Genomic DNA, 15,371 nt, shown 5'->3' with positions numbered 1-15,371 from the left:
TTCCCTGTTTTTTACCGTTTTCTGTCGTTTTTGCCGAAATTTCAGCTTTATTTCAAACAATCCGCAGCTTTTCGGCCTCCGGTTTCTGTCTGTACCTCTGCCGCCGCTTATCCTCTGCCGCCGCTTATCCTCTGCCGGTTTCCTTTTTAAGCCATTCCCGTTCCTGCTCATCCAGATACGGAGACAGTGTATCATAAACCCGCTCCTGATACGTCCTCAGACGCCTTACATCTTCGCTGCTCATATCTTCATCGCAGACTGCCGACTCGTCAATAGGTGCCAGGGTAAGGAACGAAAAGCCGAGGAACTGCCCATACTCTGTTTTTTCCCGTTTTTCACACAGAAGCAGATTCTCCGTCCGGATTCCGAAGGCTCCCGGTTCATAATAGCCCGGCTCATCAGAAGTCACCATGCCTGCCCGGAATACGGCGCTCTTTCCGCGCCACCGAAATGCATTGGGACCTTCATGAACATTGAGCAGGCAGCCGACACCATGACCGGTTCCGTGCCGGTAATCCAGCCCCAGCTTCCACAGCGGCTCTCTGGCAAGATAATCCAGATTGATTCCGGTGCAGCCCTCCAGGAATACGGCCTCCTGCAAAGCAAGCATGCCCTTCAGGACTGCCGTATACGTTTTTTTCTGCCATTCTGTCACCGGCCCAAGTGCCACCGTTCTTGTGACATCGGTGGTTCCCTCCAGATACTGGCCGCCACAGTCCAGCAGAAACAGTCCCTCCGGCCGAAGCTCCGTATCCGATGCTTCTGTCGCACTGTAATGAACCACCGCCCCGTTCTTTCCGTACGCAGCAATGGTCTCAAAGCTGGGACCGAAATAATGCTCCTGCTCCTGCCGGAGCTGCTCCAGCTTTTCCGAGGCGGAACGCTCTGTGATCCGCTCCGTTCCGATATGGGTCTTTAACCAGTATAAAAATTTTGTGAGGGCGATCCCGTCCTTTCGGTGAGCCTCCCGGATCCCCAGGATCTCTGCTTCGTTTTTGACGGCTTTCATGAGCACCGCCGGATCCGGCCTGCTCTGGATCTTCTCCGCCCCGGAAAGACAGGCTGCCAGTGCATCGCTGATCTGATCAAGATCTGCCAGCACGGTCTTATGCCCTGTGAGCTCCGGAAGCTCTGAAAAAACAGCCTCATAGGGCCGCAGCTCCACGCCGTCCCGGCGAAGTGCCGCCTCCAGTTCCCCGGAAAATGCCTGCTTCTTTCCATATAAAAGCACCTGGTCCTGATCCAGATACAGGTAGCTTAAAAACACCGGATTGCAGGGAATATCCGAGCCGCGCAGATTTAAGCTCCATGCCGTTTCATCCAGTGCGGAAACCACATGGCAGTCTGCTCCTGCTTCCTTTATGGCCTCCCGCAGTCTGGACAGCTTCTCCCTCCTTGTTCCTCCGGCAAGCGTTTCCGGCAGCTCGTACACCGGCTTCTTTGGCAGCGGCGGCCGATCCTTCCAGACCATTCCCGGAAGATCCCGGAAGATTACCTGCGCATGTCTGGCAGATGCCATGGCACGAAGCTCCGCTCCCATTCCCGCGCTGACCGTCACCCCGTCATAGGCAAGCGTTCCCCGGTCGGGAAGTCTTTCCCGGAGCTCTTTGAGCAGCTCCGGCACGCCCGGTTCTCCCATTTTATAGAGCGTGATTCCCGTTCCGAAAAGCTCTGTCTCCGCCTGAAGAAAATACCGGCCGTCTGTCCAGAGTCCTGCCCAGTCCTTTGTGACTGCCAGCGTCCCCGCCGAGCCGGTGAACCCGGAAAGATAGGCGCGCGCTTCATAATGTGCCCCCGGATATTCCGAGCCGTGGGCATCTGCTGTCGTCACCAGACAAAGATCGACCTGTTCCGTCTCCATCACATGACGCAGAGCCGCCAGACGGGACAGAGCCGGCTTCTCCCGGCTGCCGGTTTCGTTCTCCGCATCGGCTGCTGCTTTGACAATCTGATTAGTTTCCGGCATAATAAGCCTCCACAACCTCAAGGGTTTTCTGAATATCCTCGTCAGTGTGCATTGCCGACAGGAACACAGCCTCAAACTGAGACGGTGCCACATAAATGCCATGGTCCATCATATAGGCGAAATATCCGGCGAAAGCCTTCGTATCGGAGGTCTTCGCGCTCTCATAATCCACCACTTCCCGATCTGTAAAGAATATACAGGATAAGGATCCCACTCCGGTCACCTGGCAGGCTGCTCCATGGCGTTTTACGATATCGGAAAGTCCAGCCCGGAGCTGATCACCTTTCTTATTTAACTCGATGTAGATCTCCGGGTGATCCTTTAAAATATGGAGTCCGGCCAGTCCGGCTGCCATGGCAACGGGATTTCCGCTCAGAGTTCCGGCCTGGTACACGCTGCCCACCGGAGAAACCATCTCCATGATCTCCCTCCGTCCGCCGTAGGCACCCACCGGCATTCCGGCTCCGATGATCTTTCCGAAGGTGGTCAGATCCGGCTGTACGCCAAAATAGCCCTGCGCCCCGTCAAACTGAAGGCGGAAGCCTGTGATGACCTCATCAAAGATCAGCAGCGCGCCCTCCCTGGTGCATATGTCACGAAGTCCCTGAAGAAAGCCGTCCTTCGGCACCACCACACCCATATTGGCTGCCACCGGCTCCACGATCACCGCCGCAATCTGATTCGGATTTTCCGCAAACAGCTGTTTTACACGTTCCAGGTCATTGTAAACAGCCGTCATGGTGTCCTGGGCACAGCCCGCCGGAACACCGGCGCTGTCGGGAACGCCGCTGGTCATGACTCCGGAACCGGCCTTTACCAGCATGGCATCACAATGTCCGTGATAACATCCCGCAAACTTCACGATCTTGTTCCGTCCCGTATAGCCTCTTGCCACACGCAGAGCCGACATGACCGCCTCCGTTCCCGAATTGACCATACGGACCAGTTCGATGGACGGCACCGAGCTGCAGATCAGCTCCGCCATCTCCACCTCATCGGGACAGCCTGCGCCAAAGCTTAATCCCTTTTCTGCCGCGCGGACAGCTGCCTCCCGGATTGCCGGATGGTTCTGTCCGAGGATCATGGGGCCCCAGGAGCCGATATAGTCAATATACGTTTTTCCCTCCACATCGGTGATAAACTCCCGGTCTGCCGATGCGATGAACCTGGGATTTCCTCCCACCGCCTGATAGGCACGGACGGGGCTGTTGACACCGCCCGGAATCACCTTTTTCGCCCGTTCAAATAACTGCTCTGATCTGTCCATATTCCTTCCCGATCTTATCCGATCAGTCCCTCCTCCATATAATGTGCCAGTTCTTTTGCATAATAAGTCAATAATACGCCTGCGCCCGCCCGGTAAATGGATGTGGCTGTCTCACAGACGATCCGTTCTTCATCAATCCATCCGTTTTGAGCCGCCGCCTTGATCATGGCATACTCGCCGCTTACGCTGTAAGCCGCCACAGGAACCTGCACCTGCTCCCGCACCCGCGTAATCACATCCAGATAAGAAAGCGCCGGTTTCACCATAACAAGGTCAGCACCCTCCTCCACATCAAGAAGGGCCTCCTTGACGCCCTCCCGCACATTATGATAATCCATCTGATAGGTTTTCCGGTCGCCAAAGCTGGGAGCCGAATCCGCCGCCTCCCGGAACGGGCCGTAAAAAGCAGACGCATATTTCACCGCATAGGACATAATCGGTGTCTCCACATAGCCATTGTCATCCAGTGTTTTCCGGATCGCGGCCACGCGGCCGTCCATCATATCGGAAGGAGCCACCATGTCTGCCCCGGCCTGCACATGGGACAGCGCCGTTCTGGCAAGAAGCGGCAGGGTCGCGTCATTATCCACATCATGACCGCAGAGCGCTCCGCAATGTCCGTGGGATGTGTACTCACACATGCATACATCCGTGATATAATAAAGCTCCGGAACCTCCCGCTTTGCCACAGCCAGAGCTTTCTGAATGATCCCGTCCTCTGCCCATGCCGCACTTCCCAGCTCATCCTTGCGATCCGGGATTCCGAACAGCATGACCGCCGAAACACCGGCATCCTTCACTTCCTCCAGTGCTGCCGGAAGCAGGTCCGGACTGTAATGATACTGGCCCGGCATGGAAGGGATCTCCGACCTGATTCCTGTTCCTTCCACCACAAACATCGGATAGATCAGGGAAGCCTTGTCCATTCTGGTCTCCCGCATCATCCGCCGCACGATCTGATTCCCCCGCAGTCTCCGGGGACGTTTTACCATATCCATCTTCCTTCCTCCGTTCCTTTTTTCAGTGTTTCTGTCATGCTGTCAATCGTTGCCTGTTCCGATACCATCGTCCGGATTCCAAGCTTCTCCGCCTCGTTCCGGGTCTGTTCCCCGATGCAGAGGCCTGTGATTGTTTTCATGTCCAGCTCCGGGAACTGTGCCGCAAACCCGCGTACCGTAGATGCGCTGGTAAAGGTCACCAGATCTCCTGCCCCGGGTGCATTCACGGCTCCGGCCGCTGTGATTGTATCATAAAGAGCAATCGTCTCATATAGAATTTCCGCCTCGTCAAGGGGCTTCAAAAGGGTCTCTGTGCCAATTCCTGCCCGTGGGATCAATAAGCGTTCTCCCGGCTTCATGGCATCTGCCAACGCCTTTCCGAGGGCCTCCCCGGTATAAGTCTCCGGCTGAAGATCCGCCAGAATGCCATGGGTCCTCAGGGCCCTGGCTGTCGCCGGACCGATCACTGCAAATTTCACAGCTCCGAGACTTCGGATATCCCGTCCCAGCTCCAGCAGCCGGTCAAAGAAGCAGTCCACTCCCTCGGCACTGGTAAACGCGATCCAGGACGTCCCCTCCAGATGCTCTGCCATTTCCGTGATCTCCGGACTGCTCTTTATGGGAACGGTTTCAATAGCCGGAAGAGGAACCACCTCCGCCCCCAGTGCCGCCAGGCGATCGATCAGACGGCTGCTTCGTTTTTTCGGTCTGGTCACAAAGATCCGTTTTCCGGATAACGGCCGTTCCTCCGCCCAGAAAAACTGCTTCGACAGCGCACAGACTGCTCCCACCACAATCAGCGCCGGTGTGTTCAGTCCGGCCTGTTTTGTTTCCGCCTCCAGCGTTTCCAGATCCGCCGTCACCGACCGCTGAGCCGCCGTTGTTCCCTGCTCGATGACCGCCGCAGGCGTGCCGGGATCCATACCTGCTCTTATAAGTCCCCTACAGATATCTCCCAGAGCGCCAAGCCCCATGTAGAACACCAGCGTTCCCGAAAGCTTCGCCAGTGTCTCAAAATCGGGAAGCCCTTCACAGCCCCGTTTTTTGTGGGCCGTGATCAGATGAACCGACGAGCCGTAATCCCGGTGGGTCACCGGGATCCCCGCATAGGCCGTCACTGCCGATGCTGCCGTAACGCCGGGAACCACCTCAAAAGGAATTCCCATAGCTTCCAGACGCTCCAGCTCCTCGCCGCCCCGTCCGAACATAAAAGGATCGCCTCCCTTGAGCCGAACCACCTGTTTTCCCTCCATGGCCTTTTCGCAGAGGATCTGATTGATTTTCTCCTGTGGAACCGGGTGATGGCCAGCCTCCTTCCCCACAAAGATCCGTTCCGCATCTGCGGGGATCATGGCAAGAATTCCAGCTCCCACCAGCCGGTCATAGACCACCACCTGCGCCTGCTCCAGAACTGCCTTTCCCTTTAAGGTAAACAACCCCGGATCCGAAGGGCCTGCTCCCACCAGCCAGACCTTTGCACTCTTCGGCACATGATTCCGAAGCCGGTTTGCCAGCCGGATCCCGAGACGTTCTGCTTCACAGATAAGTCCACAGATGGTTCCTGTCTCAGCCGTCCGGTTCTCACCCTTCGTTTTGTCCGCTTCTTTCGATTCTTCCTGCTGTGCTTCTTCATAATACAGCCCACGCAGTGTCAGCCGGTCTCCGTGACACCGGGCATAAGCCGCAATGGGGGATGAGCAGCCGCCGTCCAGCGTCCGCACGAAGCTCCGCTCCGCCAGGGCACAGGCCTCCGCCTCCGGATCACGAATACAGTCCAGATATGTGTAATCCTCTCCGGCCCGTCCCTGAACCGCCAGGATTCCCTGTCCCGCCGCCGGGATCATCTCCTCCGGCTCCAGATATTCGCTGATCCGATCCCCCAGTCCCAGGCGGATCAGTCCAGCTGCCGCCAGAACGATGCCGTCATACTGTCCCTCGTCCAGCTTCCGAAGTCTGGTGAGGACATTTCCCCGAAGCAGAAGAAACTCCGCATTCGGATACCGCTTCTGTAACTGAAGCCGCCGTCTTGCACTGGAGGTTCCGATCCGAAGTTTTCTTCCCTGCTCCGGTTCCCCGTTCCTCCATACCAGCACATCTCTCGGCTCTCCCCGCTCCGCATAAGCCACAATCGGATAACCATCCGGCTGTTCCATCGGCATATCCTTTAGGCTGTGAACAGTCAGCTCCACAGTCCCGTCTTCCAGTGCCCGGTCCAGCTCCCGGACAAACAAGCCCTTTCCGCCGATCTGATCCAGAGGCTTATCCAGGATCTGATCCCCGGTGGTCTTCATGGTCACCAGTTCAAAGGAAAGCTCCGGGTGAGCTGCTTCCAGTTCCCGGATCAGAATCATGGTCTGTGCCACAGCCAGCTTACTTTCCCGGCTTCCGACCCGGATCACTCGTCTTTCTTCCAATTTATTTCATTCCTTTCCATCAACAACTGCACCGCCTCTGTTAGGGCTTTTGCCTTTTTATGGTCCCTGCCTCCGGCACAGACGCCAACAATCATTTCCTCTTTTCTGGCCAGCCCCGGAAAATAAAAATCACATTCTTCCTTCCGGTCTGCCGCATTGACCGGAATCCCCCGCTCCCGGCACCAGATCACGGCCTGATGATTCGCGTCCCGGTCGTCAGCCGCCGTTACCACAAGAAACGCTCCTTCAAGATCCCTGGCCTCCGCCTGTTTTTGCTTCCAGAAGATCTGTCCGTTCTCCGCCATCTCCCGAAGCGGTTCGGAAATCTCCGGTGCGATCACCGTTACCTCCGCGCCGTACTCTGCCATGGCACAGGCTCTCCTGGTCCCGATGGCCCCGCCGCCAATGACAATGACGCTTCGTCCTTCCAGTTCAATAAAAAGTGGAAATCTCATTTATAATTCCTCCGCTGACCGAAGCAGTCCCTCCAGCAACGGTTTCCATTCCTCCGGCTCCATGTTCTCCCGAATCCCGTAGCACAGCTTTGCCGTCACCTTGGCCGCCGTTTTTTCGATGGCCTGCTCCAGCTCCGCTCTGGTTTCTGCCTCAAGGCCCTGCTGCTTCAATTTCTTCCGCAGTCTGGCCGCGGTATCCGCCCCAGCCATAGACGCAATGGATTTTACTACCGGCACATACTCCCGAAAAGCATACCACTGCTCATATTCCCGCTCATACTTTTCCAGAATTTTGTCTGCCTCGGCGGTCTGCCGTTCATCGCCCTCCTGCTTCAGGCTACTGAAGCTGTCCATATCATACAGCCGCACCGGCAGTTCCTCCCGGATCCTCGGATCAAGATCCCGCGGGATTGCCAGATCCACCAGTACCAGTTCATGCTCCGGACAGGCTTCCTTCATAAGCTCCGCCGTCAGAGTATAATGGGGGCTTACGGTAGCACTCACTGCCAGATCTGTCTCCGGAAGCACCTCATACCGCCTGTCATAATCAATGACCCGGCAGCCCGCCGGAATCACCGCTTTCTTCTTTTTATACTGGCGCAGTGTCATGAAAACCTCTCCGCCAGCCTTCACCAGCTCCGCTGCCGCCAGCCGCCCAATCTCTCCGTTTCCAATGACCAGGCAACGCTTTTTGTCCACCTGGATTCCTTCCGTTTTCAGAAGACTCATCATGGCTGCTGCCACTGACCGGTCCACATTGGAAAACAGCACCCTGCTCTTTACTTTTTTTGCTCCGGTCACCGCCGTACGGAACAGAATTTCCAGTGCTGTATCCAGCGCCTGCTGCTCCCTGGCCATATCCACCGCCCGCTTAACCTGGCTGATGATCTGGTCATCACCGAAGATCTGAGAACGAATTCCGCAGCAAAGCTCCATCAGTCCGTGAACGGCCTCCATGCCCTCTGAAACCTGAAAATACTTCTTATATTCGGAATGAGACTGGCACTTTTCCGCACAGAGAAGAATCGCCGGATCCAGCTCATCAAAGGCTTCCGTCTCACCGCTGATCCAGTATTCTGTCCGATTACAGGTAGAAATGATCACACAGCCGGTCAGTCCAGGATTGGCTTTGGACGCCTGAAGCGCCCGCTCCACCGCCGAAGCCGTCATGGAAAACCGCTCCCGAACCTCCACCGGCGCTTTCCGGTAATCGATCCCTGCCATCTTTATCCTCACGTATAGTTCCTCTTTTCTTATACTCATACTTATACTCATACCAGTATATTCTCTTTTTCCAACATCATAGCACGTTCTGCTACGGTACACAAGATGCCTTTCGCACCACTCGCTCCCCCGCTCATATACTAATACTAACCTAATAATCCGAAAGGAGTTTCCTCTATGGATCGATATTACAGGCGCTGTGCCGACTGCCGGCGCATGAATCTCTCACAGTCTCCGGGGTGTGGCTGCGGCTCCTCCCAGAGCTCCGGCTGCTCCGGCTGTGGCTCTTCCCAAAGCTTCGGGCATCCCGGCTGCAGCTGCGGTTCTTCCCAGGCTTCTGAACGCTCCGGCTGCAGCTGCGGTTCTTCCCAGACTTCCGAACGTCCCGGCTGCAGCTGCGGTTCTTCCCTGGCTTCTGAACGCTCCGGCTGCAGCTGCGGTTCTTCCCAGACTTCCGAACGTCCCGGCTGCAACTGCGGTTCTTCCCTGGCTTCCGAACGCTCCGGCTGCAGCTGCGGGCAGGAATCGGCCGCTTCCTACAATATCTGCCGCCCCGGCTCCGCTCCCTCCGAGCAGAACGCCATGGTCGGCATAGGTTACGTTCCCTGGCAGCAATGGGAATGCACCTATCCCCTGGACCGGGCTCTGTTCTCCGGAACAATTTTCCCGTCCCTCGACAAACCATTTCTCATCGGGAGGTGTGCAGTCAGATCATGAATGAGCTTATGAACCAGATCCGCCAGTACGGCTTTGCCCTGGACGATACCCAGCTTTACCTGGATACCCACCCCGACTGCCAGAAGGGGCTTGCCTACTATGAACTCATGAAACAGAAACGTAATGAGGCTGTGAAAGCCTATGAATGTCAGTTCGGTCCCCTGACTGCCGATGCCGTAAAGGACGGCTCCTGGTCCTGGATCAAGGACCCCTGGCCCTGGGAAGGAGGCTGTTAAGTATGTGGAATTATGAAAAACGGTTACAGTACCCCGTCAACATCAAAACCCCCAACGCAAAGCTGGCCGGGGTGATCCTCAGTCAATACGGCGGCCCATATTCCGGTACCAGAGAATAATTCGAGAAGTGCCGAAAAAGCTAGGTTTTAAGCCATTTTTTACCCTCTGCTCACATAATCCTTACTTACCCATCCGATGTGAGTGCCTGCCACCGGATTGCTGATTCGGATATGGTAGTACCCGGACTGCTCTCCCATGACCGACACCATGTTGCCATCATATAACTTGGGATAGCTTGCCAGCCGGCTATAGCCCTTGCCGGGGCCTGTCCTTACGATCAGACCGACCGGATCCACGTCATGCACTCTGCCAGCCCACTCGGTGTAGCTCTGCGCCAGAGCTGGTGTCGAGGCGGGCTGTGATCTCTCAGTGATAGCAAGATAATGAGCGTTTACATAGCCCACGTTACCCTTGATCAACACCTTTGCCCAGCCGTTTGTGTACATCTCTACCACATCGACCTCATTACCCTCGGACAGCTCCGGCCATGCCGCCAACCTGTTGGCATCCGCGTTGGGAGCCGTCCGTACATTGAGATGATCGCCTGCGGCCAGGTTTGTCACTCTCGCATAGGCGTAAGGGCTGTACTGTTTGGTCGCAGTCGCAGCAGTACCCGTCTGTGCACCTGTATTCTGGCCGGAGAGCCGCGCTTTCACGTCTGCCCTAAACTTCTCCATGCTCTTACCAAACCGCCGGAAATACGGCTCAGGATCGCTGTGATCGGAGGCGATGCCCTTGTCGTGTGCTTCACAGTGCCCCAGAATCCGATCTACACTCAGTCCGTACTTTTTGCACAGCTCCGCATATTTGTTTACCGCGTTTTCCCAGACTTTGGCAAATTCTGAGGCTGTGGACAGCTCACACAGCTCGTAGCCGATGGCGTGGGCGTTGCCATATTTGTCCCCGATATGCCAGCAGACCATGGTCTCCGGAGCGAAATTGTAGACGCCGGTATCATCGATAAACCCGTGTGCAAATTTCTCTACTCCGGGCTTGTTCCAGCGAGTATACCAGCCGCCTCCAGCTCCGGACTGTGCCCGGATGATGGTCGGATAGACCGCAGGGCTGTGGACGATCAGGTATTCCACCTTTTTGATCTTTTTACCCTCTTTGTAACAGTCGTTGTTTGTACAATACAGATTCGGCATTGCTTAGTCCTCCTTGTGATCAATCAGATTTTTAAATGCCTGATGTAAACCGGTGCTTGCCAGCCCCGAAAACAGTCCACCCAGCAGGATCTGCGGCGTAATCCCCAGGTTGATCCATACGTTGAGCGCCACACCCAGAGCACCCATGATCAGCGGGATATACTTGTTGATCCCATCGGACGGGATCATGTGCTTGATAATGTAGCCGATGCACAGGCAAACCCCCACAATAATCGGTACTGCAAATTCCGTTAAAAATGTGATGTCCATCATGTTTTATCCTCCTCTACTCTACTTAAGATACTGTGCTGCCAGGATGATTGCCCCGGTGACAAGCGCCCCAGCAACCACTGATACAATAGTGGTCAAGATTGTTTTCTTGACATTTTTCCAGCTGTCCGCCGGTTCCTGCTCCAGAGCTTTCAGGCGTTCGCCCTGCTCCGCCTGCTCTTTGGCCATTCTATCCATACTGGTTGCCAGACGGTCCACCGACATGGCAAGACTCTGGATCGTCTTGGTCTGGTTCTCCAGGTTGCCGATCCGGACATTCTGTCGATGCTCTTCATCTTCGATCCGGTGAGCAAATTCTTCGTGTTCGCGGCGGGTAATATAGTCCTCCATTGGATTCCCTCCTTCCTGTGCGACGTCGCACGGTTATACCTTTTCCCACACCAGCCTCAGCGCCAAGGTTGCCGTTGTCGCCTGCGTTTTATCCAGGAACACATAGTAAACTTTTTCACTTCCGTTGTAGCCGAAATCCGTGATCCGCACATCGTTGTACTCGCGTCCGTAGTTGTAGATATTGGTGAGCACATATCCCGTCTTGTCCCCGACAAAAAGATAAGACTGTCCGATTCCCTTCATCGTGATACTTTCAATGATTCTCCGCCCGTCAAGATGTTCTTTTAATGACACCTCTTTCCCACTGCTGTCTTTGCTGTACCGTACCTGCTCCGCTGTCGTTTTGAACATGATCTGGTCAAAGTCCGTTCCGTTGTCCACCATATAGTCTGCTTTCTTTTCTGTCGCCATCTTTTATCCTCCTTTTGAGTTAATAAGTCTTGATCCAGCACCGGCCTGATACGTGACCGGACGGCTGAGTGCTCTGTGTGATCACCTGGGTGCCTGATGTGCTCGGGTCTGTCCAGGACGCTGTCCCATCAGCCGACCAGCCAAGGACCTGCCCGGATTTCCCTCCGGATGGGATGTGCTTGTTTCCGCTGGTTGTTGGATGGGTGTACTTGGTGTCCGGCGGGACTCTCCATGTCCCGTCGCTCCGGAGATACCTGGCGTCCGCTCCGGCGGCAGGCGCCGGGACAAAGCCGGCTGTTCCTGCTTCCGATGCAGATGCCCCGGTCATGGCGTCATGACCGTGATCCGACTTCGCCGCGCCGATCTCTGCCGGCGTCGGCTTGTCATTTTCGTGGTACACCCGCTTCCCGTTAAAGGTAAGCTCTTTCCCAAAGATCTTCATTTCTATCCTCCTATCCGGTCACAATGCACCGGTACGCGCCTGTCGCAGGTGCTGTGGCAAAGAGCAGCTTGACCTGTGTGGTGCTGATGATCTGGACATCACAGTATACCTTGTTGTACGGGCTTGCCGTCTCCCGGACCATGACCGTGACATCCTGCGTTCCCAGGCCGTGGGTGACTGTGATCTCCGTCGTACTTCCGTCTCCCACATTGACCGCATATTTCTTCGGCCGCGCATTCCAGGCGTTTTTTTCGGCGTCGCTTACAAACCGGTGCGTGGCATCCTGGGTGATCATACTGGCCTCATGAGTTGACGGATGGGTATAGACCACCGTCTCTGTGCCGTTGATCAGCACATTGCCGTTGGTGGAGGACTTGGCCGTCTTTGTTGCGTCCGTCCTGGCATGCGTGGACTGGCTGTGATCATAGGCGATCTTACCCCGGTCTCCGCGGTATGCGGTGGAGGAGGTCTCGCCCAGGGCGATGGTCTCCGATATGACCGCATAAGCTGTTCCGCTCCAGCGGTATGTTTTTCTGGAGGTTAAATCCACATAGATCTTCCCGGTCTCGCCTGCGATCTCCGTGGTCTTGCCGGAGTCGCTGTAAAACTTTCCGCCGGAAAGATAGCCTTCAATGACATCATCCACATAGGACGGGAGCTGGGAGGCGGGGACCTGTCCATTGGCGTCCAACTCTGCCAGACCGTTCTTGGCACCCTTAAGACTGGTGCTTAGTTTTCCGTTGAGGGCTGTCTTCACCGCTGTCGATACCGGCTTGTCCTTATCCGCCGTGTTATCCACATTGCCGAGTCCAACCTGTGACTTTGTCACCACGTGAGGGTTCGATCCGTCGCTAATATGGGCGGTCAACGCCCAGAGTGCCTCCATAGCCGAAGCAAAGACTTCTTTGCTCATAAGGCCGTCTGCCGATTCAGTTGCCAGCGGGATCGGATCCGTGCCTCCGGTCAGATGCTCCGAGGCGTGTGCCGCATAAGGATCCAGGTCCATGATCTGGACATATTCCGCCAGGACAACCGTTCCGGCCGCCAGTGCAGGAACCCTGAACTGCGTCGTAGACACCTCGGTCACAATATCGTTGCTCTGCCTTGCTCCGTTGATATAGACAGCCAGGAGCCCGGCACCTGTCCGGTAGGATCCCTTGGCCAGTGTAAAGGTCGTCTGGTTTTCCGCTGCCGTGAAACGCTCCGTCTTGACCACGTAGGTCTCCATGACATCACCGGCCGATAAGGTTCCGTCTGCTGTCACAGACAAGCCGGAGCCTACTTTAATGCCGCCAAGCCTGGTCTCTGTTGCGATCGGCGGGGTAAAGGTACTCGGTTTTCCGGTTACGTTCTCCCAGGCGATGGTGTCCTGCCCACCAACCTGCAGCCAGGTGTTTGCCGCATTGTCCAGCCAGATCTTCTTCGTATCCGTAGCAATATATAAAATCTTGCTTCCGGTTGCGGTTCCTTTGTCTGCATCCGTCCCGACCTTGATCTCACGCGGCGTAAAGCCCAGCTTCTCCACGATCTTTGCCTTGGTCAGTTCGTTTAAGATGGTGGCGGCGGACTTATTCTCCACATTCCCCAGGCCAAGATCTTTCTTGGTCGTTCCGTGGGGGTTCGTCCCGGATCCCGGATGCGTGTAGACCTTGGTCTCTGCTCCATTGATCTTGATATATCCGTTTGTTCCGGAGGCTTCTACTTTGGTCGCTCCCTCCGTGATCCCGTCCAGTTTCAGCTTCAATGCTGCAGTCAGGGTTTCGCCTGTATAGACATACAGGGCATTCCGCCATTCCGTCCCCGTCCAGACATACAGGGTTTTGTCCACTGTATTAAAGTACATCTGCCCGGGCACCGGTGATGCCGGTTCTTTGGCCAGGTTCTGGATCCGGACATTCTGCAATTCGTTTTTATTGAGATTCAGATTAATCAAAAAATCCATTTATCGATTCTCCTCTCAGTTCAGATGGGCGGTTCCCGCAAACGCCGCCATAAAAGTGACCTGTACCGTGTTCCGGTCCAGGTATTCCACATCTCCCATGACTACACTCCCCGCGCTGTCTGCTACCGTGACGGACGGATGCTTTCCAAGGTTATGCTGGATTGTCCAAACCTCCGCCGGCTGGAGCTGGGTATGGGTATAGGTGAGGTCGCCGCCTCCACCGCCTCCGGAGCTTGTTCCGGACGAGATTCCGCTGCTTGTGGATTCCGGAACGCCCATGGTCGGTACTGCCTCGTATCCGCTGGCATCCTGTGCTTCTTCTACTTCGGTGATCCGCTCTGTCAGCGTAAGTCCGGTGTCCTCATCGATCACCGTCACGATGTCGCCCAGATCCCAGCGGCGTTTGTACCACTCCGAGGTAACCGTCACTTCAAAATTTTCCTGCGGCGTAAGCTCCGACAGTTTTGTCCGTCCGCGGTCCTGCAGTCCGGCAGCACCCTCTACGTCCCTGGCATCCACAAAGATCTCCCGGCGTCCGGTTCCGGTGTTCCCGGCTCCCTCCACATAGATCGTTCTTGCCGCTCCCTCGCCATGCCCAGCCACATAGGCCGTGGTCTTGGCCATGCTGTCGTTCAAGGTGTATTCTGCTTTCTGGATATTGCCGTAGGAGCGCCTGAACACGGTCGGCGGGTTTCCGGTCTGCCCTGCGGACCGGTCAATACCTTCCCGGATTTCAAAGACATACTGCTGTTTATCAAGATCCGGATAGATCCCGATGCCAAGCCCGGACATGGCCGCAAGCTCCACCAGCGCATCCAAAAGATTACCATAGGTGTTTTGGTAGGAAATCCTGTCACCGCGCCCCTGTGACGCCTCCAGCGTAAGCCCTGCGATCTGTCTGGCCGGATTCGTGCAGGATACCGCATTTTTCCGCACCAGATCCACCAGGATGTCTTCCACTGGTGCGTTGTACTCGGCATAGTCCTGTCCTGCGTCCGGAAGGATAATCCGATCAGTCAGCCACCAGAGCAGCGAAAACCCCTTGACCGTCACCGTTCCGTCATCTGCGGTCTTGATATATTTGATCACTCCGTTTTTTCGCGGATCGCTGTCCCAGATGATCAGGTTATCTACGGCGATGTACGGAGCCATCTGCGGCAGGGTGAGTTCAAACTGGCCGTAGGTCTTCCATCGGGAGGTGTAGATCATCTCCGGTTCCTGTTCTTCTGTCAAGTACCGGAAACCTTTGAAAAATTTTACTGTGTGCGAATCCATATACTCCCTGCCACCGCCTCTCCCGGTTCTGCCTGCTGGATGTAGATATTCCGCCAGCCGGTGCCCTGCTGCCTTGCAAACCAGGCATCCCACTGCCTCTGATACTCCGCTACCATGTCCTTATACTCGGTCATGTTCTTAGGCCGGATTGCCCCGCAGACGCTCTGATCGGCACGCTCATCGGTGACTGTGATT

The 15,371-nt window shown here is 55.7% G+C and carries 16 protein-coding genes and 2 pseudogenes; 3 read left to right on the top strand and 15 right to left on the bottom strand.

Annotation, left to right across the window (positions count from 1 at the left end):
• Positions 1–124: 124 nt before the first annotated feature.
• From ACTQ3K_RS04765 to ACTQ3K_RS04735, 7 genes are all read right to left on the bottom strand, one after another.
• A complete protein-coding gene (locus ACTQ3K_RS04765) occupies positions 125–1,966 on the bottom strand; it encodes an aminopeptidase P family protein (protein WP_441566103.1) in 1,842 nt (613 codons plus the stop codon).
• Positions 1,953–3,233 carry a glutamate-1-semialdehyde 2,1-aminomutase gene (hemL, locus tag ACTQ3K_RS04760; protein WP_441566102.1) on the bottom strand — a complete coding sequence of 427 codons (1,281 nt, stop codon included), beginning with the start codon at positions 3,231–3,233 and terminating at the stop codon, positions 1,953–1,955. The genes ACTQ3K_RS04765 and hemL overlap by 14 nt, the downstream gene beginning before the upstream one ends.
• A gap of 14 nt (positions 3,234–3,247) precedes the next feature.
• Positions 3,248–4,231 carry a porphobilinogen synthase gene (gene hemB / locus ACTQ3K_RS04755; protein WP_441566101.1) on the bottom strand — a complete coding sequence of 328 codons (984 nt, stop codon included), beginning with the start codon at positions 4,229–4,231 and terminating at the stop codon, positions 3,248–3,250.
• Positions 4,219–6,645 carry a hydroxymethylbilane synthase gene (gene hemC, locus ACTQ3K_RS04750; protein WP_441566100.1) on the bottom strand — a complete coding sequence of 809 codons (2,427 nt, stop codon included), beginning with the start codon at positions 6,643–6,645 and terminating at the stop codon, positions 4,219–4,221. Before hemC ends, hemB begins: the two co-directional genes overlap by 13 nt.
• On the bottom strand, positions 6,627–7,100 hold the full coding sequence (locus tag ACTQ3K_RS04745; protein ID WP_441566099.1) for a precorrin-2 dehydrogenase/sirohydrochlorin ferrochelatase family protein: 474 nt from the start codon (positions 7,098–7,100) through the stop codon (positions 6,627–6,629). The genes hemC and ACTQ3K_RS04745 overlap by 19 nt, the downstream gene beginning before the upstream one ends.
• Positions 7,101–8,363 (bottom strand): glutamyl-tRNA reductase, encoded by a 1,263-nt coding sequence (gene hemA / locus ACTQ3K_RS04740; protein WP_441566098.1) that lies wholly within the window; start codon positions 8,361–8,363, stop codon positions 7,101–7,103.
• A 186-nt stretch (positions 8,364–8,549) separates the two neighbouring features.
• Positions 8,550–8,939 carry a hypothetical protein gene (locus ACTQ3K_RS04735; protein WP_441566276.1) on the bottom strand — a complete coding sequence of 130 codons (390 nt, stop codon included), beginning with the start codon at positions 8,937–8,939 and terminating at the stop codon, positions 8,550–8,552.
• On the opposite strand from ACTQ3K_RS04735, the gene ACTQ3K_RS04730 reads away from it, so the two are divergent.
• The 3 genes and pseudogenes from ACTQ3K_RS04730 to ACTQ3K_RS04720 all read left to right on the top strand — a co-directional run.
• Positions 8,907–9,041, top strand: a complete 135-nt coding sequence (locus ACTQ3K_RS04730; RefSeq protein WP_441566270.1) for a spore coat associated protein CotJA — start codon at positions 8,907–8,909, stop codon at positions 9,039–9,041. The two genes, ACTQ3K_RS04735 and ACTQ3K_RS04730, sit on opposite strands and share 33 nt — an antisense overlap.
• Complete coding sequence (locus ACTQ3K_RS04725) at positions 9,038–9,277, top strand: spore coat protein CotJB (protein ID WP_441566097.1); 240 nt, start codon at positions 9,038–9,040, stop codon at positions 9,275–9,277. Before ACTQ3K_RS04730 ends, ACTQ3K_RS04725 begins: the two co-directional genes overlap by 4 nt.
• 2 nt (positions 9,278–9,279) lie before the next feature.
• A pseudogene (locus ACTQ3K_RS04720) lies at positions 9,280–9,375 on the top strand (manganese catalase family protein); the annotation flags it as partial.
• Positions 9,376–9,435: 60 nt separating this feature from the next.
• Here ACTQ3K_RS04720 and ACTQ3K_RS04715 read toward each other — a convergent pair.
• From ACTQ3K_RS04715 to ACTQ3K_RS04680, 8 genes and pseudogenes are all read right to left on the bottom strand, one after another.
• Positions 9,436–10,485: an N-acetylmuramoyl-L-alanine amidase gene (locus ACTQ3K_RS04715; RefSeq protein WP_441566096.1), complete on the bottom strand. Its 1,050-nt coding sequence runs from the start codon at positions 10,483–10,485 to the stop codon at positions 9,436–9,438.
• A gap of 3 nt (positions 10,486–10,488) precedes the next feature.
• Positions 10,489–10,755, bottom strand: a complete 267-nt coding sequence (locus ACTQ3K_RS04710) for a phage holin family protein (RefSeq protein WP_441566269.1) — start codon at positions 10,753–10,755, stop codon at positions 10,489–10,491.
• Positions 10,756–10,776: 21 nt separating this feature from the next.
• Positions 10,777–11,106, bottom strand: a complete 330-nt coding sequence (locus tag ACTQ3K_RS04705) for a hypothetical protein (protein WP_441566095.1) — start codon at positions 11,104–11,106, stop codon at positions 10,777–10,779.
• Positions 11,107–11,139: 33 nt separating this feature from the next.
• A complete protein-coding gene (locus tag ACTQ3K_RS04700; RefSeq protein ID WP_441566094.1) occupies positions 11,140–11,517 on the bottom strand; it encodes a hypothetical protein in 378 nt (125 codons plus the stop codon).
• A 19-nt stretch (positions 11,518–11,536) separates the two neighbouring features.
• Positions 11,537–11,959 (bottom strand): hypothetical protein, encoded by a 423-nt coding sequence (locus ACTQ3K_RS04695; protein ID WP_441566093.1) that lies wholly within the window; start codon positions 11,957–11,959, stop codon positions 11,537–11,539.
• A gap of 10 nt (positions 11,960–11,969) precedes the next feature.
• Positions 11,970–13,901, bottom strand: coding sequence for a hypothetical protein (locus tag ACTQ3K_RS04690; protein WP_441566092.1), 1,932 nt, complete (start codon positions 13,899–13,901; stop codon positions 11,970–11,972).
• Between the two features lie 15 nt (positions 13,902–13,916).
• A complete protein-coding gene (locus tag ACTQ3K_RS04685; protein WP_441566091.1) occupies positions 13,917–15,134 on the bottom strand; it encodes a siphovirus ReqiPepy6 Gp37-like family protein in 1,218 nt (405 codons plus the stop codon).
• Positions 15,135–15,157: 23 nt separating this feature from the next.
• Positions 15,158–15,371: pseudogene (locus tag ACTQ3K_RS04680) on the bottom strand (hypothetical protein); the annotation flags it as partial.

This window comes from Candidatus Paralachnospira sp. LCP21S3_A2 (assembly GCF_052118925.1).
Taxonomy (GTDB): Bacteria; Bacillota; Clostridia; order Lachnospirales; family Lachnospiraceae; genus Lientehia.
The sequence above is the reverse complement of the archived record's forward strand: the minus strand, read 5'-3'. Positions and strand labels throughout refer to the sequence as shown.